Here is an 18,433-nt window from a genome sequence, read left to right as displayed (position 1 = left end):
GTCAGATGGTGGTGTATTCCGCCTGCAAGGTATCGAGTGCCGCGCACATCTGCGCGAAGGCGGCCGCCGCTTGCGCCGGCTCGCCCTTGACGCCCAGTTCGATATGCCGGCGCGTCTGCGCATCGCCCACGCTGGGCAAGCTGAAAACCTTGATCAACGGAAACTCCGCTTCCAGCCGCACCATCAGCGGCGTCAGCAGGGATTCGGCCGTTTCGTACACGAGCAAGGCGTGTTCCGCATGCGGCACCTGGTTGAACAAATGGGGGTAATGCGTGTCCAGCACCCATTCGATCATGGGCCAGGACATGACGGGAAAGCCCGGCACGAAGTAATGCTCGCGCACGGCAAAGCCGGCAATCTTGTTGTACGGGTTCGGAATCAGCTCGGCGCCTTCGACAAATTCCGCCATTTTCAGGCGGTGCAGGTTTTCCGGCGAGTGCAAGTCGGCCGGCACGCCCGCCTCTTCTCCCATTTCCGTGATGCGTTGCTGGATATTCTTCTTGCCCTGCGGATGCAGCACCAGCGGCAAGCCCAGCGCATCGGCCGCCGCCTGGCGCGTATGGTCGTCCGGCGTGGCGCCGATGCCGCCAAAGCTGAAGACGATGTCGCCGCTGGCAAAGCTGCGCTTGAGCAAGGCGACCAGGCGGGCAGGCTCGTCGCCCACGTATTCCGCCCAGCTCAGCTGCAAGCCGCGTTGCTTGAGCATGCTCACTACTTTCGGGAAATGCTGGTCCGTGCGCTTGCCCGACAGGATTTCGTCGCCGATGATGATCAATCCGATAGCCATGAAGCTTCCTCGTAGAATTCGATAAAAATACTCAAGCGTCCGCCGGCGCCACGTCGGTCATGCCGCGTACGCCCCGCAAACGCGCCAGTGCTTCCAGGCAGTAATACTGGAACCACAGACCCGTAAAGATAAAGATCAGTACGTACAGCCAGATGGCGAACGCCGCCAGGAAGGGGAAGAACACCACCGACATCGCGCCGCCCATCCACAGCAGGCCCGGCACGGCGCCGGCCGCGCCGGACACCATGCCGATGGCCAGCAGGGGCCAGCGCTGCTCGCGCATGATGGCGTGGCGCTCTTCCACGCTGGCGTAGTCGGCCATGGCGTCATACGCCATCACGCGGTACGTCAGCCAGCCCCACAGCACGGCCTGCCCTGCCAGCGCGGCCGGCGGAAACGCGTACAGGGGCAGCATGAGCACCCATACCAGGATAAACAGCAAAAACGTGGCCAGCGAAGTGCCGACGCTGCCGAGCAGGCTGCCGCCATGCTTCTTTTCCAGTTGCGGAAAGTGCCGCCCGCCGATATGGCGGCCGATGGCCGGCATGGCGAACAGGCCCATGAAGATCAGCGCCGTCAGGATCATCAGCGGCAGCAGCATGAACATGGCGATCAGCGGCACGATCACGGCTTTCAGCACGCCCAGGCCGAAGGTGGCCAGCACCTGGCCGCTGGTGCGGAAGAAGTCGTACTGCGTGAACAGCGCATGCAGGCTGTCGATCAGCGGCTGCAAGCCCACATACAGCAAGCCGCCCCACAGCACCAGCGACAGGATGAACGGCGCCACGCTCAGCAGCAATATCCTGCCGTGCAATTGCGACAGGAAAGCACGGCCATACGAATTCAACACATTGCGCATCAACGGCGTCCTTTTCGTTTAATTCTTGCAAATTCCACCATGCGGCGCAGGCCCAGCCATTGCTGCTGCCAGAAACCGCGGCCATAGTTGCGCCCCGGCCGGCCCACGCCATTGCTGTCGATGCGGGCCAGCTGGTCGCGCACGCCCGTGCGCGCATAGCCCGCCGAGAAATTCGCGGTGCCCAGCAGCATATCCCAAATCGGCAAGACCACGCCGAAGTTGCAACCACCCATGCTGCCCTTGCCTTTCGACTCGTGCCCCACGCCGATCGCGTGGTGCGTGCGGTGGAAACGGGGCGAGATCAAGAGCCGCTCGCCGATACGGCCGAAGTGTATCCTCACATTTGCGTGCTGCAAGCTTTGCAGGATGCGCGAAATCGACACCAGCAGCACGTACTGGCCCGGCGGCACGCCGATACCGAGCGCCACCAGGGCCATCACCACGTCGCGCAAAAAGTCGTCGAGCAGGTGGTTGCGGTCATCGCTCCACAAATTCATGTTTTGCTGGCTGTGATGCAGGCTGTGCAAGCCCCACCACCAGCCGAAATGGTGCGAGGCCCGGTGGTAGCAATAGTCGACGAAGTCCAGTATCACAAAATAAATGATAAAACTGAGCAAGGGGCTGATGCCGGGCAACAGCGACTCCAGATTCAATGGATGAATATTGTCGAAGCGCAAGGCACCCGCCAATGCATCCATCAACGGATCGAGCGTAAAGAACACCACGACAGAAAACAGGCCGACGCGGTGCAGCACCGTATAGATGAAATCGTTCCAGCGGGCGCGCGGGTCCGTCATCTTTTGCGCGGGAATCAAGGCTTCGAGCGGGCGCAGCACGAGAAACAGCAGCACCAGTTCGCACAGGCCGATCAGCAGCCACTCCGTGCCCTCGAACGCTTCTTCCGTGAATTCGCCAAAGCCCAGGTGATACACGAGCGGGTTCACCACAGTCTGGAACAGCCAGCCTTGCGCCGCGCCAAAGGCGTCGACCACGGCATCGATGACGGGCGTGACGAAGCTGACGATGTCGGCGGCGATCATGGCTGGCCCTTCTTCCGCGCGTAGGCAGGATGCTCGCGCAGCGTGGCAAAGCAGAAACCCTTGTCTTGCAGGCCGGAAATCAAGGCGTCCAGGTTGGCCGGCGCCCATGCCTCCTTGCGCGACCAGATGCCCATGTGTGCAATAAAAATGTCGCCGCTGCGCAAGTTCGCCAGGGCTTTTTTCAGCAGCGTGGCGTTCGGATACTTATCGCTGGGCAATTCATCGCCCGAATAGCCGGCCGGCGCCCAGCCCGCGTGCTGGTAGCCGCAGGCGCTGCCGGCCGCCAGGGTGCGCGGCGACGTGTAGCCGCCCGGCGCGCGCCAGAACGGGTCGAGCTTGCGCCCGGTCAGCTCCTGGAAGCGCGTATCGACGCGGCGCAATTCCTCGCAGAACTGCTGATCCGTGAACGACGCCAGCTTGCCGCCATCCTTGCCGAACTGGGGCTTGACCTGGATCAAGCCGTTGGCCAGATCCTTCTTCCAGTACACGTGGTCAAACGTATGCGTGCCGAACGCATGGCCTTCGGCCACGCGGGCTTTCCAGTACGGCGCCCACGAGGCATCGAGCGAATAGTCGCCGCGCGTCGTCTTTTCATTGGCCAGGAAGAAGGTTGCCTTCACATGGCGTTGATTGAGCACGTCGGCGATCAATTGCGCTTGCGACTGGCTGCCCGTGTCGAACGTGAGGTAGATGGTGCCCTTGCAGGCGGCCGGGACGGACGCGGCGGTGGAGGCGGCAGCGGTGGCATGCGCGGCAGGCTTGGCAGACGCGTCGCCGGGAGCGGCAGACGCGACGCTGGCAGCGGCAGGTGCGGTCGCGGTCGCATCCGTGTGCGACAGCATGGCCACCGCACACAACAGCATGGCGGACATGCCGCCGCAGCGAGTCACGCCCGGCGTCAGGCGACGCATGGTCAAGTGTTTCATCATCACACCCGTCATCACATGCGCGGCGAGTGGGTGGCGAAATACACGCCATGCGGCGAGCGGCCCACCGGTATGGTCTTGATCACCTTGCGCGTGGTCAAATCGATCACGGCCACTTTCTTAATCCAGCGCAACGTTACCCACATGGTCTTGCCATCGGGCGTGATTTCCATGCAGTCGGGGCCGCCCGGCACATTGATGGTGCCCACGTTTTCCAGGGTTTGCTGGTCGATGATGTTGATGGTGTTCGACACGCGGTTCGAGACGAACGTCATGCGGTTATCGCCGAGCGCGCGGAAATTATGCGTGCCGGCGCCCGCCTTGATGCGCTTGACGGTCTTTTGCGTGCGCCAGTCGATCACTTCCACGTAATCGCTGCCCATGATGCCCACCAGCAAATGCTTGCCATCGGGCGTCATCGTGATGCCGGCCGGCGCCGGGCCGACAGGCATGGTCCATTTCACCGTCTGCGTGGCCAGGTCGATGGCGCTGACCTGGTTGCTGCCCTGCTGCGTAATGAAAGCCATGGTGCTGTCGGCCGTGAACGCCATGTGGCTGGGCAACTTCGGCAGCGGGATGCGCTTGGCCAGGGTCAGGTTCTTGCCGTCGTAGCGGTACAGGTCGATGCGGTCCAGGCGCAGCGAGTTCGAAATGAACCATTTCTGGTCCGGCGAAAAGCCGATCTGGTAAGGGTCGAGGATGTTGCTGATGCGGCGCTGGATCTGGCCCGACACGGGGTCGAGGAAGATCAGCTCGTTGCCGACGGAACTGGCGACGATCAGCGACTTGCCGTCCGGCGTCTCCATCAGATGGTGCGGTTCCTTGCCGACGGCGAAGGTGGACAGGGGAGCATAGGTTTTCTGGTCCAGCAGTTGCACCGTAGCATCACGGGAATTGAGCACCACCACCACTTCGGCTTGCGCCGTCGATATTGCGGAAACCAGGCACAGCGAGGAAAAAACAAGGCGGCGTAGACTGCGGAACATGGAAGAAATCACTGTTAAATACAAAACATGCATTTTACGTGGAACACTGTATTTATTGTGTGAAATCCCCCCTTAAATGCTGCCGGCAGCCACACATCGCCGTAATTTCCGTTTTTTCCCTGTGCCGGGCCTGGAATGGCGCTTTGCAACTCATTGCTCTACAATCTGAAGCTTTCATCGCCTACACAAGGATTATCATGACCACCACCACTACCGCTTCCGGCCTGCAATACATCGATACCATCGTCGGCGAAGGCGCTGAAGCGCAAGCCGGCAACAATGTTGTCGTGCATTACACGGGCTGGCTGCAGAACGACGACGGCAGCGCCGGTTCGAAATTTGACTCGAGCAAGGACCGCAACGACCCATTCGAATTCCCGCTGGGCGCCGGCCGCGTCATTCAAGGCTGGGACGAAGGCGTGCAAGGCATGAAAGTGGGCGGCAAGCGCCAGCTGATCATCCCGGCGGCACTGGGCTATGGCGCACGCGGCGCCGGCGGCGTGATTCCACCGAACGCCACCCTGATTTTCGACGTCGAACTGCTGGGCGTATAAGCACCGACTCCGCAGCGCCCAGGCGACTGTACCGACGCCGCCCCTGTTCACGCAGCGGCGGCGTTTTTGTTTTGAGTGTGTCCTCTAATGCACGGCGCGCTTTTTTCACTATGATGTCAGGCACTGCAGCACGCACGGTGGCCACTCCGCCGGGCCTGCCGCACTTTTCCAGCGATTCCATCAGCACACAGGAGCCATCATGAGTTTACAAGAGCAATTCGAACAAGCGCAGCTCGATTCCAAGACCCTGTCCGAGCGTCCGGACAATATGACCTTGTTGAAAATCTACGCCTTGTTCAAGCAAGCGTCGAGCGGCGACGCCACGGGCGAGCGTCCTGGCATGACCGACTTCGTCAACCGCGCCAAGTTCGACGCCTGGGCGGCCCTGGCCGGCACCTCGAAGGAAGATGCGCAACAGCAATACATCGATTTGATCGAAGACTTGAAGGATTAAACCTGAAAACGCCTGTTTTGCAGAGAAACAGGCCGAAAACGGCTGAAAACTCACCAAAAACCACAAAAACAGGCTGAAAATGCAAAAGTGGCTACCAAATCGGTAGCCACTTTTTTTACGCCTGTATTTACGCCTGCATCAGCCGTAATTTACTTTTTCGCCGCCGCCAGCGCTTGCGCGATCCAGCCGTCAAACGTCGCCTGGTGATACTTGATCCAGCCAGCCGTATGGCGCGCGATATCGGCTTGCGTGTTTTCGCCGCGACGCATGCGCTCGTTCTGCGCATTGATGTCCGCCACGGGCAATTGCATCACTTCGAACAGCTTGGCCGCGGCCGGGTTCTTCTCCGCCCAGGCCTTGTTCGACACGATGCGCGCCGTGTTGACGGCAAAGCCGTAGTCGCTGCCATCGTCGAGGCGGGTATTCACCTTGTCCGGATTGGCCGAGAACGGCACTTTCAGCCAGACCACGTCCTTGCCCGGCACCAGCACGCCGCTGACCCAGTACGGCGTCCACGTGTAGTACAGGATCGGTTCGCCACGCTTGTAGCGGCCCAGGGTGTCGGCGATCAGGGCCGCATAGCTGCCCTGCACGTGCGTCACCGTCTTGCGCAATTTATACGCATCCATGTGGTTCTCGATCAGCGCTTCGCAGCCCCAGCCAGGGTTGCAACCGGTCAAGTCGGCCTTGCCGTCGCCATCGTGGTCGAACAGCTTGGCCAGCGTCGGGTCGCGCAGCTGGTCGATATTCGTGATGTTGTACTTCTCGGCAGTCGCCTTATCGATCAGATAACCTTGCGCGGCAGGCCCCGCATACTGGCCCGTGCGCGACAGCTTGGCGTCGCCGCCCGCATTGTTATAGAAATCCTTGTGCATGGGGTCCCAGTGCACGGCCATGAAGGTGGCGTCACCGTTGGCAATCGCGATATGCGCCGTCGGATACTCCACTTCCTTGATCGGCTGCACTTCGTAGCCGAGTTTTTCCAGCGCCTTGTCGACCAGCATGGTCTGGAAGGTTTCTTCCGCGATCGAACTTTGCAGCGGCTGCACCTTGACGCCCTTGCCGGGCAGCGCATCGGCGGCCGGCGTCTGCGCCATGGCCAGGCTGGTGGTCAGGGCCATGGCGGCGATCGCCAGGGCGGAAAACAGCTGGAACTTGCGTTGCGATTTTTGCGTCACTTTAAAATTGTCGATTTGATGCATGTGGTTCCTTTATTGTGCGTTGGCCAGCGTTACTTGCTGCTCAACATTATTTTTCTCCGCATTGCCGCGCACCAGGCGCAGCACGAAACCGGCAGGGCCCGTCTGGTACCAGTGGCGCACGCCGCGGCGTGGCTGGCCCATCGCCTGCGTCAAGCGGTCCAGGGTAATGGCCAGCAGCACGATACCGAGGCCGCCGACCGTTGCCAGGCCCATGTCCAGGCGGCCGATGCCGCGCAAGACCATCTGGCCCAGGCCGCCGACGGCGATCATCGAGGCGATCACGACCATCGACAGCGACAGCATCAGCGACTGGTTGATACCGGCCATGATCGATGGCATGGCCAGCGGAAACTGCACGCGGGTCAGCAGCTGCCACGGCGAGGCGCCGTAGGCACGGGCCGCTTCGATCAGGTCGGGACGCACCTGGCGGATGCCGAGGTTGGTCAGACGCACCAGCGGCGGCAGGGCAAAGATGATCGTCACGATCACGCCCGGCGCATTACCGATACCAAACAGCATCACCACCGGCACCAGGTAGACGAAGGCGGGCGTCGTCTGCATGGCGTCCAGCAGGGGACGCAGGATATTCTGCGCGCGGTCGCTGCTGGCAAGGAAAATACCGAGCGGCAAGCCGATGGCCAGGCAGAACGCCAGGGAAGTGAGCACCAGCGACAGGGTCGTCATGGCTTCCGGCCAGATACCCAGCATGGACACCACCAGCAGCGCCAGCACGGTGCCGATGGCCAGGGTGCGGCTGGTAAATTGCCACGCCAGCAAGCCGATGATGGCGATCACCGTCAGCGACGGGGCGGCCAGCAGCACGCCTTCCACGCCGGACAGCACGCTGTCGATCGGCGCGCGCACGGCCTGGAAGAAGGGACGGAAATGCGCGACGACCCAGCCCAGGCCCTGGTTGATCCAGCTTTCCAGCGGCAGCGAGCCGTCGAAGATCTGCGTCAGGTGGAAACCGGTGGCGTGTTCCGGCTGCACGGCGGGCGCGGCGGCGTCCAGCCAGGCGGTGCTGGCGTCGGTCGGCGGCGTCAGCGCCCAGGGATTGATCTGGGCGGCCTGCTCAACAACAGGTTCTACTGTGGAAACGGTGCTTGGGTTCATGCTTGTCCTTTCTGTTGTTGTTCGGCTATGGCTGGCGTGTCGCGGTCGAGGAACTTCAGCAAGGTTGTCTTGCTGATGGCGCCGCGGAAGCTGCCGTCATTGGCCACCACAGGGACGGCGTAAGGCAGTTGCGCCACCTGGCCGAACAGGCCGGCGACGGGCTCGTCTGCATTAATGGTCTGCACGTCGGGCAGATAGGCATGCGCCAGGCCCAGCGGTCCCACATGGCCGTCGAGCGCATTGCGCAGCGAATCGGCCGAGACGACGCCGAGGAACTTGCGCTGCGGATTGACGACGTAGGCAAACGCGCGATCCTGCTCTTCCAGCATCGACAGCGCGGCGCGCGAGCCGCGGCTCGGCGACTCGGACACGACGATCTGGCTCTTGCGGGCAATATCGCTGGCCTTGAAGACGGCCGCCGCATCGACGCCGCGCACGAAATTGCGCACGTAATCGTTGGCCGGCTTGCGCAAAATCTCTTCCGGCGTGCCCACTTGCACCACGTGGCCGTCTTTCATGATGGCAACACGGTCGCCGATGCGCATGGCTTCGTCGAGGTCATGCGAAATGAAGACGATGGTGCGGCGCTTGATTTGCTGCAAGCGCAGCAGTTCCGATTGCATTTCCGTACGGATAATCGGATCGAGCGCGGAAAACGCTTCATCCATCAGCAAAATCGATGGATCGCACGCCAGCGCACGGGCCAGGCCCACGCGCTGCTGCATGCCGCCCGACAATTCGTCGGGATAGCTGGCGCCGTAGCCGTCCAGGCCGACCTGCTCCAGAGCTTGCTGGGCCAGCGCATGGCGCTCGGCCTTGGGCATGCCGGCCAGTTCCATGCCGAAGGCAGTATTGTCGAGCACGGTAATTTGCGGCAGCAGCGCGAACGACTGGAACACCATGCTGATGTCCTTGCGGCGCAGGGCGCGCAGCTGGGCATCCGGCAAGGTATTGATGTCGTTGCCGTCGATCAGGATGCGGCCCGCGGTGGGCTCGATCAGGCGGTTCAGCATGCGCACCAGGGTCGACTTGCCCGAACCGGACAGGCCCATGATGACGAAGATCTCGCCCGCTTCAATGGTAAAGGTGGCGTCGAAAACGCCGATGGTGCAGTCGGTCTGGGCCAGGATATCCTGCTTGCTGGCGCCCTGGCGGACGAGTTCAAGTGCTTCTTCTGGCTTGTCGCCGAACACTTTGAACACATGGTCGATAATGATTTGTTTTGCCACGATGTGGTTCTCCCTCGATTTGACGAATGGAATGAAACCCAGCAAGCTGCTAGCTTGCGGCGGGAATCAGCAAACCCTGTTGCGTCGGCTACGCCACGGCGCAAAAGCGCACGGGAGCGACAGTAAACAGGGGGTGACACGCGTGTGACCAGCGGATGGCCAAAGCCGGTGCCGGGGTGCCGTGTGCGTGCTAAAAGAGGCTGTGGTTCAGGACTTTTAACAACGCTAGCGCCATGCAAATACATGGCACCAAATGTATTTGACCGAAAAAATCGACCAAGCTACTTTTAACTGGATGCGGGTGTAAAACCCAATGAATTATTCACCACTCAGCGAGCGGAGAGTACTGCGAAGCAGAAGGTGAAACGCGGTGTAGCTGTTGTAAATATGACTCAAGTATAACGCAAAAAGCCGCCAAAGTCCAATGGCTTTCCAAATAGAAATGTGCTAGCAATGTTCGCCAGCGTACAGTCAGACGTGAAAAAGGCGAAAAGCGACGTGTTTTCATCGTCTTTTCGCCTATCGCTGCGGCACGTTTTCTAGCACCAAACACGGCGCCAGACAAGCGGGTCAAACTGGCTCGGCAAACACCTTGCGCATCTTTTCGGCGATCTTGCCTTCAATCGTGGAAGCGAAGGCGCTGAGCATGAAACCCAGCTTGATTTGCAGTTGCGCCTGCTCTTTTTCCAGGGTCAGCGAACCATCGACGCCGCTGCGCTCGAAGCGCAGCACATCGCCATCCCAGGCGCACGCCAGGTCATACTCCTGGGCCAGCTTGTCGGCCACTTGCTGCGCCGCTTCGCGCGCCTTTGCTGCTGTCAGCTTATGTTGCTGAACTATATTTATATCCGCCATCAAACGATCCTTTTATTATAAAAACGGGTCCATACGGCCAGCATCATACCAGCCGCCACACGGCAGCCGCAGCCATGGGGAACGCCGGCACACGGAAAAAACCGTGCTTTCTTGCGCCGCACTTGCGCCGCATCAAACCGCAACCACCGAAGCAGGCCGACTATCTCCATTCCAGTTGCGAGTGTCTTGGAGAGCTATCATGGACCAGAAAGTCATCGTGCCGGTCGAAGCCGTGCTGACCAAATGCGTGTCCTTGCCTGTCGGCTACGTCCCTACCCCCTCGGCGCCCTACCGCCTGCACCGCAAGAATGCGCAACTGACCCTGCAGCCGGGTCCGCCCCGCCTGACGGACGCCACGGTCCGCAACCTGGCCGCCGTGCCCGTCGGTTCGCGCGTGCTGATCTGGAAGCAAGACCCGTCCGTGAGCGAGCTGGGCACGCGCAAGTCCTTCCTGCCCGGCCTGATCCTGCAAGGCCCGCGCGACGCGCGCATCACCTTTGGCGAGCCGGGCATCGCCCAGGTCAGCCCGAACGCCTTTGGCGACTTCATCGTCTCGCCCAACACCGACCAGTTCGACGCCGTGCACACGTTTGCCATCGTGCGCATGACGCTGACCATGTACCAGCGCGCGATGGCCAGCAACAACACGGCGCCGCCCCTGCCCTGGCAATGGAATAGCGCCAGCAACACGGCACCGCTGCGCGTGTTCCCGCACGGCTTGCCCAATGTCATGAATGCCTATTACAGCCGCAGCGACAAGGCCCTCAAGTTCGGCGACTTCATTCCCAGCGGCGCCACCGAGCGCGTCTACACCTGCCGCTCGCTCGACATCGTTTCGCATGAAACCGGGCACGCCATCCTCGATGGCCTCAAGCCGAATTGGCTGCTCAACAATAATCCACCGCAGACGGGCGGCTTGCACGAATCGTTCGGCGACCTGACGGCCATCTTCCTGGCCCTGTCGCAGCTGGACCAGGTCGAAGCCGTGATCGCGCAAACCAAGTCCGACCTGCACGACAAGACCTTCCTGGCCGACCTGGCGGAACAGTTCGGCCTGGCGCTGGGCCGGCCGAACGGCTTGCGCAATGCCGATAACGACATCAAATTGTCGGAGGCCGGCACGGAAGTGCACGCCATCTCGCAAGTGTTTACAGGCGCTATCTACGACATCCTGGCCGACATCTTTGCCCACGAACGCCAGCCCCAGCTGGAAGATGACGCGGCCGTGCTGCACCGTTGCGGCGACTACCTGCGCAGCCTGGTCTTGCGCGCCCTGGTGGCGTCCCCCGACCAGGCGGCCACGTACGCCGACGTGGCCGGCCACATGCTGACCCTGGCGCAGGCCGACGGCTTTACCAGCTACCTCGATTTCATCCGCAACAGCTTTACCGTGCGCGAAGTACTCAAGGACAATGCCATGACGGAGGATGGACAAATGACCTTTGCCCCCGATGTCGTCGACGAAGCGGGTGCCGTGCAGGACAGGCGCGCCTGCTGCGGTACCATGAACCATGCGGAATACAGCGAATCGGATCAATTGCTGGAAGCGGAGCGCGAAGCGCTGGCGGCCTGGTGCCGCAGTTACTCCCCCCGATAAACGCCTTGCGCCGCAAGCCCGCCAGCGGTCAGCCGCAGGCGATGGCATGCCGCATCATCTCCACCACCACCGTCCCCAAGAAGGAGCAGCATGAAAATTTCAGCCCGCAGCAGCGGCGGCTTTGCCGGCCTGAGCGAACAGTACGACATCGATACGCAAGCCCACCCGGCCGGCCCCGGGCTGGAAGCGGCACTGGCCAGCAGCGGTTTTTTCACGCACCCGCAGGGCACGGGCGAACAGGTGGGCGCCGATATCCCCCATTGGCAGATCACCGTCGAGGCACCGGCCGCGCGCCGCACCATCACGTTTGCCGAAGATGGCAGTGCTGAAAATGCACGCTGGCAACAGTTGCTGACGCAAATACGCGCCAGCGCCTGATTGTTCTGGCACTTATTTTTGCCGATCTTGATTTGGGTAAAACAAAAACACCACACGGCGAGCTCCCGCCTCGCCCGTCCTGCCCCCTGCAGCATCGGGCGACTGTCGCTTTCTTGCCGCGTTCTTCATGGTAACGTCCCGGATAGTCGCTGAATTGCACGCTCTGCGCGGCAACGGCGCTGCCAAAAAATGAATTTGCTTATATGTATTGTATATAAGCGGGATTTGTGAGAAATAGCGAATTGCCTTAAAATACAATGCTTTGCTTTAGTATGCGCCGCCGAGGTTCCTGCAGGCGCTACAGCACCTCCCCCCAAATTGATAGGACTGTTATGACCCACGTTGTCACCGAATCCTGCATCGCCTGTCGCTATACCGACTGCGTCGATGTCTGCCCGGTAGATTGTTTCCGGGAAGGCCCGAACTTCCTGGCAATCGATCCGGACGAATGTATTGACTGCGCAGTCTGCGTGGCAGAGTGCCCGGTGAACGCGATTTTCGCGGAAGAAGACGTGCCGGGCGACCAGCAAGCCTTCATCAAGATCAACGTCGACCTGGCCCGTAACTGGCCTTCGATCACCAAGACGAAGGCTGCCTTGCCGGAAGCCGAGCAATACAAGGACGTCAAGGACAAGCTCGACATGCTGGTGCGCTAAGCGCACGGCACTTGCCGCGGCGTTTCCGGCGGAGAGACTGTTCTCCGCAGGGGCGTGGCGGTGAAAAAATGTACAAAAAGCAGCGGAAACGCTGCTTTTTTTGCTTTTAGAGCATCGTTGCAGGTCTATCCATGCAAGTGTGGCGCGCTGTCACAGCAAAGCGCAAACTGTGGACCTATGCGCGGTAATGCACATTTTGTCCTCAACAAATATCGTAAAATTGGATTATGATATTTGAGCCGATATTGGCGCTTGGAATTAAACAAGGACTATATATGCTTTACCAACTGCACGAACTGCAACGCTCCTTCCTCACTCCGGTGATGCAATGGGCAGACATGTCCTCCAAGTTATTTACCAACCCGGTTTCTCCACTGGCCCACACCCCGTTTTCGCAACGCATCGCAGCCGGCTACGAGCTGATGTACCGCCTTGGCAAAGACTACGAAAAACCACAATTCGACATCAAATCCGTTCTCGTCCAAGGCGAGAACGTCGACATCCGCGAACACGTTGTCGTGACAAAACCGTTTTGCCGCCTGATTCACTTCAAGAAAGAAGCCACTGGCTTGCAACAGCCCAAAGTTTTGCTGGTTGCCCCCCTGTCCGGTCACCACTCGACCCTGCTGCGCGATACCGTGCGCGGCTTGCTGGCCGAGCACGATGTCTACATCACCGACTGGACGGACGCGCGCATGGTACCGCTGACGGAAGGCCCGTTCCACCTGGACGACTACATTTATTATGTGCAGGAATTCATCCGCCTGCTGGCGCCTGACTTGCACGTCATTTCCGTCTGTCAACCGACCGTGCCCGTGCTGGCTGCCATCTCGCTGATGGCGACAGCCAAGGATCCGCACATGCCGAAAACCATGACGATGATGGGCGGCCCGATCGACCCGCGCCGTTCCCCCACGCAAGTGAACAACCTGGCGACGGAAAAGAAATTCTCGTGGTTTGAAAACACCGTGATCTACGCGGTGCCGCCGAACTACCCGGGTTTTGGCCGCAAGGTGTATCCGGGCTTCCTGCAGCACGCCGGCTTCATCGCCATGAACCCTGGCCGTCACGCGCAAAGCCATCGCGAGTTCTACATGCACCTGGTGACGGGCGACGACGAGCCGGCGGAAGGCCATCGCCAGTTCTACAACGAGTACAACGCCGTGCTGGACATGCCGGCCGAGTATTACCTGGAAACCATTAAAACGGTTTTCCAGGAATTCAGCCTGCCGATGGGCACGTGGAAAGTGGGCGGCCAGCTGGTGCGTCCGCAAGACATCACGAATGTGGCGCTGTTCACCGTAGAAGGCGAGCTGGACGACATTTCCGGCGCCGGCCAGACGCAGGCGGCGCACGACCTGTGTTCCGGCATCCCTGCCGAGATGCAGCAGGATTTCGTGGCGCCAAAATGTGGCCATTATGGCATTTTCTCGGGCCGCCGCTGGCGCGAAATCATTTGCCCGAAAATCGGCGAATTCATCCAGAAACATTCCTGATCCGCAATATTTCAGGCAAAACGGCACGCTAGGCTACCCTGGCGTGCCGTTTTCTTTTATACCCGGTTCATGCGCGTGACGTTTCGATCTTCACCGTCGGGCGCGTATTGACAAAGATTTGCTCGACTCGCGGCTCGCCCGGCCCCGGCTTCTTCATCGCATAGCCATTCACGGGCTGCGAACGGTTCACCCACAGCGCGTAATACAAATGGTCGGCGCGCGGATCTTCCGTGTTCGGATGGATCAGTATCGTCAGGCCCAGGCTATTGAGCTGCAGCCACGGCACGATGACGGGCAGCAAGTCATTCGTGAAGCCAAAGTAAAACGACGGCGTCACGTGCGGGCCGCGCGGCTCCAGGTTCCAGTCGCCCAGCTCGATCTGGAAGCGCTCGGCCGCCCACTTGCGTATCAGCGCCGCCTTCTGGTAACTGTCTTCGTCAAAATAGATATGCGCGTGATAACTCTCGATATCCGTGTAGGCGCGCGGCTTTGCCGGCAAGGCTTCCTCGCCGGGCCGCACGCTGACGGGGCGCGGCGTGGGCGCCGTGTCCGTATGCTCGCCCCACGGGCTCTTGCCCGGTGCAGGTTTGGCGCGTTTGACGGCGCCATCCTGCGCCAGGGCCGTGCCGGCCAGGCCCGAAGCGGCCAATGCCGCCACGAGTCCCCCGCCGCGCAAGACCGTGCGGCGCTGCGGAGAAAGGAGATTGGCCCATTCCAGGTCGATGGCCGCGTGTTGATTTTTGTCAGACATAGGAGTTCCTGTTCTTGATGATAGGTAGAGGGATGCGGCAAATCAGAATGACAGTGTTGCGCGGGCGTAGTAATAACCGCCCAGCACGCCCAATGGTCCCGAGTTGTCGTAAGCGCCCGCATATTGCGCCAGATTCGCGGCGCTGCGCGCCTCGCGCGGCACCTGGCCCGGTTTCTGGTCGAAGACATTGTTGGCGCCCACCGTCACGTTGATGCGCTTGCTGATGTCATAGCCGACGCTGACATCCGTCACGAAGGCGGCTTTCAACTGGTAATCGCCGCCCGTGATGGCGTTCAGGCGCTTGAGCTTGCCGTAGCGCGTCTCGCGCACGTTGAACGTCCAGCCCGCCTTTTCATACGCCAGGGTGACGATTTCCTTGTCGCGCGGCGCCCGGTACAGCAAGTCGTACTCTGCCGATTTGCTCAGGGTGCCGATATTCGGCAAGCCTTGCAGCACCGTCGGCAAGGCCGCCTTGCCGACCAGGCTCGTGTGGTTGAGATTCGCGGCCGCCGTCCAGCGCAGCTTGCCGTCGGCCACGCGCAGGACATCTTCGGCCGTCAAATCGATGCCGCGCGTGCGCGTGTCGCCCACGTTGGCAAAGTAATGCGCGACGAGGCCATTGCCTACCGTCAAACCCGCCGAGCGCAGCAGGTTTTCGATGACGCTTGCTTGCGCCGCCGTCAGCGGCCGGCCGCTGCCGTCGAGCGCCACGCCCGAGCTGCGGTCGATGCCGATGTTCGACGACACACCCAGGCGGTCGCTGACCTTGATTTGATACGCGTCAACGGCCAGGCGCAGGGTCGGCGTAGGATTGAAGGTCAGCCCGGCGGACAGATTCGTCGATTTTTCCGGTTTTAATGCTTGCGCGCCCAAGGCTCGCGCCGCAAGCGAATTGGGCTGCGCCAGGGTGTAGGGCACGCCCGCATGGTCGGAGGTGTTCGAATACGATTGCGTCACCAGGCTCGGCGCATGGAAGCCATTGCTGACGGTGCCGCGCACGGCGACAGCGGGCGTGACGTCATAGCGGGCGGACAAACGGCCCGTCGTCTTGCTGCCGAAATCGGAGTATTTTTCGGCGCGCAGTGCCGTGTCGAGCAGCAACTGCGGCGTCAGTTTCGCGCCCAGGCCGACATACGCCGCATAGCTGTGGCGCGCCGTGTCGGACGCATCGACGGGCAGGTAGCCGGCCAGCGCCGACGAGCCGCTGCCCTGCCAGGAAGCGGGCTCACCTGGGCTGCGTTGCTGCGTTTCATGCGAATACTCGAGACCGACGCTGAGGTCGGCCGGCTCGCTCAATCCCAGCGACACGGGACGGCGCGCATCGGCGTTGGTGGTCGAGCGGCTGTAGCGCTGATTGCCGATGGTGAAATCCGTCTTGCCGCCAGGATAGGTCAGCGAGTAATTGGCCGAGTGTTCCACCCCCACGTCGATATCGTCGCGTCCGTAAGTACTGCTGATATCCCAGTTCCAGCCCGCCGTCTCGCCCTTGACGCCACCCGTCAGGGAAAAATCGTTTTCGCTCGTCGTTTCATACGGCGTGAAGCCGTCGGGATACACGGACAGCAAGCCTTTGTTGTTATTAAAAATGGTATTGGGCAGACGGAAATTCTGCGCCGAGCGGGCATTGCGGTGCGCATACGTGCCGAAGCCATACAGTTGCACCTCGTTCGACACGTCATAGCCGAAGTTGGCGCTGAGCGAGGCGGTCGTGCTTTGCGGCACGCCCGTATTGCGCCAGGGATTGCTGTTGCGGCTTGCTTCTGCCGGGTTCGGCGAGGCGCCCGCCGGCAAGCTGTTGTTCGATCCCAATTTCACCAGCTGGCCATCGCTGTTGCGCACGGCCGGATACGACAGGTAGCCGGGATTCAGTCCGAAATTGCGCACGGCGATGCCCTGGCGCTGGACTTCGGCGCCGAAGTGGGCAAAGCCGTGTTCGCCCAGGCGCGTGCCGCCGTCGATGCGCACGGAACCGTTCGTGCCGTCGCCGTCGTAGGTGGAGCCGAGCTGCGTGCTGAAGCTGCCCTTGTCATCGGCTTTCAGGATGATGTTGATGACGCCGGCAATCGCATCGGAACCGTAGATGGCCGAGGCGCCGTCGCGCAGGATTTCCACGCGGGCAATGGCGCCCGTGGGGATCAGGGCCAGGTCGGTGGCGACGGAACCGGGAAAGCCATCCTCGTTGACGATGGCCGTCGTATGCCGGCGCTTGCCATTGACCAGTACCAGGGTATGCGACGGGTCGAGGTTGCGCAATTGACCGGCGCGCACGATGCTGCCCAGGTCCGGCTGCACGCGGGCCGGCAAGTTGAACGACGGCAAGGCCGTGTCCAGCGCATCGAGCAAATTCAGTTTGCCCGTGGCTTGCAATTGCTGCGCGCTGATCACGTCGACGGGTGCGGCGCTGTTGGCCACCGTGCGGCCCGTGCCGCGCGCGCCCGTGACGATGACGGCATCCAGCGGCGCTACGCTCAGCGCGCCAGCACCGTCCGGCGCGGCCTGCGCGTGGACCACGCCGGGCGCCCCCAGCAGCAATATGGCTGCGGAGACGGCGTGCGCCAGTTGCCGCAAACGCGGGGCGGGGTCTTGCTTGTGAATCGGTTCCAGCATACGCAAACATCCTTTCAAAGTCGTCAACACAGTGGCTGCAGACTAAAGGATGGACAAACAAACAAGAACGAATGGTTTCGTATTTAGATATTTCGTTTTGGCAACTAACAACAGCGGCGGCGCGCCGTGTCAGGGAGTCGCTGGGGCGGTCGCCAGGCTCTGGTCGAGCCGCTTCCAGTAATCGCGTTCCAGCCGGGCCGTATCGATATCGCGCGCCGCCTCGTTGAAGCGTTTTTGCCACGCCGCCCCCTCGGCATCGCGCTGGAAGCACACATGCACGGGACGCTCCTTGAAGACGGTATCGATGACGGCGATGCGTTCGCGCTCGGCCTTGCTGAAGTTGCGCCCCATCAACAAGTGCTGCAGGACATGGCGCTCGATGACGATCACGCGGTAACGCTTGATGAACAGTTTCTTCAGATTCGTCGCGTCGTTCAAGCCTTCTTCCGTCTTCAGCTCGCCACGCGCCACCATGCCATCGAACTGTTCCCCATTCGAGTAGCCGGCCACGGTGCCGATGCGCAGCTTGCCCAGATCAGCCAGGCTGGCGCCGGGCACGCCGTCCTCCTTCAGGTAGGCCAGCACCCCCTGCGTGTTACCTACCGGAACGGAAAAGTGGCAGAGTTTTTCCCGTTCCGGCGTGCGCCACACGGCCAGAAACCCGGCGTAGCGGGAACTGGCCAGGCCAAACTGCATGGCGCGCTTCCAGGGAAAATAGTCATATTTGACCGTATAGCCGAGACGCTCGAAAACGGCGCTGACCATGGCGCCCGACATGCCGTCGGCCGGCAGGCTGCGGGAAATAAAGGGCGGCCAGTCTTCCGCCGCGAAGCGGACGATGCGCGAACTGGCAGCGCCCGGCGCCGCCATGGGGGAGCTAGCCTGCCCGTGTGCAAGGGCAAGTGCAGAGTGCATGAACAAACAGAAGGGCAAACCAACTGTC

General features: G+C 61.2%; 18 protein-coding genes. 6 read left to right on the top strand and 12 right to left on the bottom strand.

All coding sequences use genetic code 11. The annotated features are described in order from the left end of the window. Position 1 precedes the first annotated feature (1 nt). The 5 genes from BZG29_RS06440 to BZG29_RS06420 form a co-directional block, all read right to left on the bottom strand. Entirely contained in the window at positions 2-787 is a 786-nt protein-coding gene (locus BZG29_RS06440) for a molybdopterin-binding protein (RefSeq protein ID WP_077400220.1), read from the bottom strand. A gap of 31 nt (positions 788-818) precedes the next feature. Then, entirely contained in the window at positions 819-1,646 is an 828-nt protein-coding gene (locus tag BZG29_RS06435) for an EI24 domain-containing protein (protein ID WP_077400217.1), read from the bottom strand. Next, positions 1,646-2,686, bottom strand: coding sequence for a sterol desaturase family protein (locus tag BZG29_RS06430; RefSeq protein ID WP_077400214.1), 1,041 nt, complete (start codon positions 2,684-2,686; stop codon positions 1,646-1,648). Before BZG29_RS06430 ends, BZG29_RS06435 begins: the two co-directional genes overlap by 1 nt. Next, positions 2,683-3,528, bottom strand: a complete 846-nt coding sequence (locus BZG29_RS06425; RefSeq protein WP_077408986.1) for a polysaccharide deacetylase family protein — start codon at positions 3,526-3,528, stop codon at positions 2,683-2,685. The genes BZG29_RS06430 and BZG29_RS06425 overlap by 4 nt, the downstream gene beginning before the upstream one ends. 98 nt (positions 3,529-3,626) lie before the next feature. Further along, positions 3,627-4,598, bottom strand: a complete 972-nt coding sequence (locus BZG29_RS06420) for a beta-propeller fold lactonase family protein (RefSeq protein ID WP_034760259.1) — start codon at positions 4,596-4,598, stop codon at positions 3,627-3,629. Between the two features lie 197 nt (positions 4,599-4,795). Here BZG29_RS06420 and BZG29_RS06415 point away from each other — a divergent pair, with 197 nt between their 5' ends. Further along, entirely contained in the window at positions 4,796-5,152 is a 357-nt protein-coding gene (locus tag BZG29_RS06415) for an FKBP-type peptidyl-prolyl cis-trans isomerase (RefSeq protein WP_077400211.1), read from the top strand. A 199-nt stretch (positions 5,153-5,351) separates the two neighbouring features. Next, positions 5,352-5,606, top strand: a complete 255-nt coding sequence (locus BZG29_RS06410; protein WP_034760268.1) for an acyl-CoA-binding protein — start codon at positions 5,352-5,354, stop codon at positions 5,604-5,606. A gap of 149 nt (positions 5,607-5,755) precedes the next feature. On the opposite strand, the gene proX is transcribed toward BZG29_RS06410, so the two are convergent. The 4 genes from proX to BZG29_RS06390 all read right to left on the bottom strand — a co-directional run bounded on the left by proX (position 5,756) and on the right by BZG29_RS06390 (position 10,005). Continuing rightward, the gene (gene proX / locus BZG29_RS06405) at positions 5,756-6,808 is read right to left on the bottom strand and encodes a glycine betaine/L-proline ABC transporter substrate-binding protein ProX (protein WP_077400208.1); all 1,053 of its coding nucleotides are present in this window, start codon (positions 6,806-6,808) and stop codon (positions 5,756-5,758) included. Positions 6,809-6,817: 9 nt separating this feature from the next. Next, positions 6,818-7,921: a glycine betaine/L-proline ABC transporter permease ProW gene (proW, locus tag BZG29_RS06400; protein ID WP_077400205.1), complete on the bottom strand. Its 1,104-nt coding sequence runs from the start codon at positions 7,919-7,921 to the stop codon at positions 6,818-6,820. Continuing rightward, a complete protein-coding gene (proV, locus tag BZG29_RS06395; protein ID WP_077408985.1) occupies positions 7,918-9,150 on the bottom strand; it encodes a glycine betaine/L-proline ABC transporter ATP-binding protein ProV in 1,233 nt (410 codons plus the stop codon). Before proV ends, proW begins: the two co-directional genes overlap by 4 nt. 570 nt (positions 9,151-9,720) lie before the next feature. After that, entirely contained in the window at positions 9,721-10,005 is a 285-nt protein-coding gene (locus tag BZG29_RS06390; protein ID WP_077400202.1) for a polyhydroxyalkanoic acid system family protein, read from the bottom strand. Positions 10,006-10,204: 199 nt separating this feature from the next. On the opposite strand from BZG29_RS06390, the gene BZG29_RS06385 reads away from it, so the two are divergent. From BZG29_RS06385 to phaZ, 4 genes are all read left to right on the top strand, one after another. Continuing rightward, positions 10,205-11,602: a hypothetical protein gene (locus BZG29_RS06385; RefSeq protein ID WP_077400199.1), complete on the top strand. Its 1,398-nt coding sequence runs from the start codon at positions 10,205-10,207 to the stop codon at positions 11,600-11,602. A 90-nt stretch (positions 11,603-11,692) separates the two neighbouring features. Then, the gene (locus tag BZG29_RS06380) at positions 11,693-11,980 is read left to right on the top strand and encodes a protealysin inhibitor emfourin (RefSeq protein ID WP_077400196.1); all 288 of its coding nucleotides are present in this window, start codon (positions 11,693-11,695) and stop codon (positions 11,978-11,980) included. 332 nt (positions 11,981-12,312) lie between these two features. Continuing rightward, a complete protein-coding gene (gene fdxA / locus BZG29_RS06375) occupies positions 12,313-12,636 on the top strand; it encodes a ferredoxin FdxA (protein WP_010395176.1) in 324 nt (107 codons plus the stop codon). Positions 12,637-12,911: 275 nt separating this feature from the next. Next, positions 12,912-14,132, top strand: coding sequence for a polyhydroxyalkanoate depolymerase (gene phaZ, locus BZG29_RS06370; RefSeq protein ID WP_077400193.1), 1,221 nt, complete (start codon positions 12,912-12,914; stop codon positions 14,130-14,132). Between the two features lie 67 nt (positions 14,133-14,199). Here the strand turns inward: phaZ and BZG29_RS06365 are convergent, their stop codons facing one another. The 3 genes from BZG29_RS06365 to BZG29_RS06355 form a co-directional block, all read right to left on the bottom strand. After that, positions 14,200-14,883 (bottom strand): DOPA 4,5-dioxygenase family protein, encoded by a 684-nt coding sequence (locus tag BZG29_RS06365; RefSeq protein WP_077400189.1) that lies wholly within the window; start codon positions 14,881-14,883, stop codon positions 14,200-14,202. Positions 14,884-14,925: 42 nt separating this feature from the next. Beyond that, the gene (locus BZG29_RS06360; protein WP_077400186.1) at positions 14,926-17,490 is read right to left on the bottom strand and encodes a TonB-dependent receptor; all 2,565 of its coding nucleotides are present in this window, start codon (positions 17,488-17,490) and stop codon (positions 14,926-14,928) included. 129 nt (positions 17,491-17,619) lie between these two features. Next, positions 17,620-18,360 carry a transporter substrate-binding domain-containing protein gene (locus BZG29_RS06355; protein ID WP_077400183.1) on the bottom strand — a complete coding sequence of 247 codons (741 nt, stop codon included), beginning with the start codon at positions 18,358-18,360 and terminating at the stop codon, positions 17,620-17,622. Positions 18,361-18,433: the final 73 nt, after the last annotated feature.

Origin of the sequence: Janthinobacterium sp. LM6 (assembly GCF_002002885.1) — a bacterium.
GTDB lineage: Bacteria > Pseudomonadota > Gammaproteobacteria > Burkholderiales > Burkholderiaceae_D > Janthinobacterium > Janthinobacterium kumbetense.
This window is presented reverse-complemented; position numbering and strand designations above follow the sequence as displayed.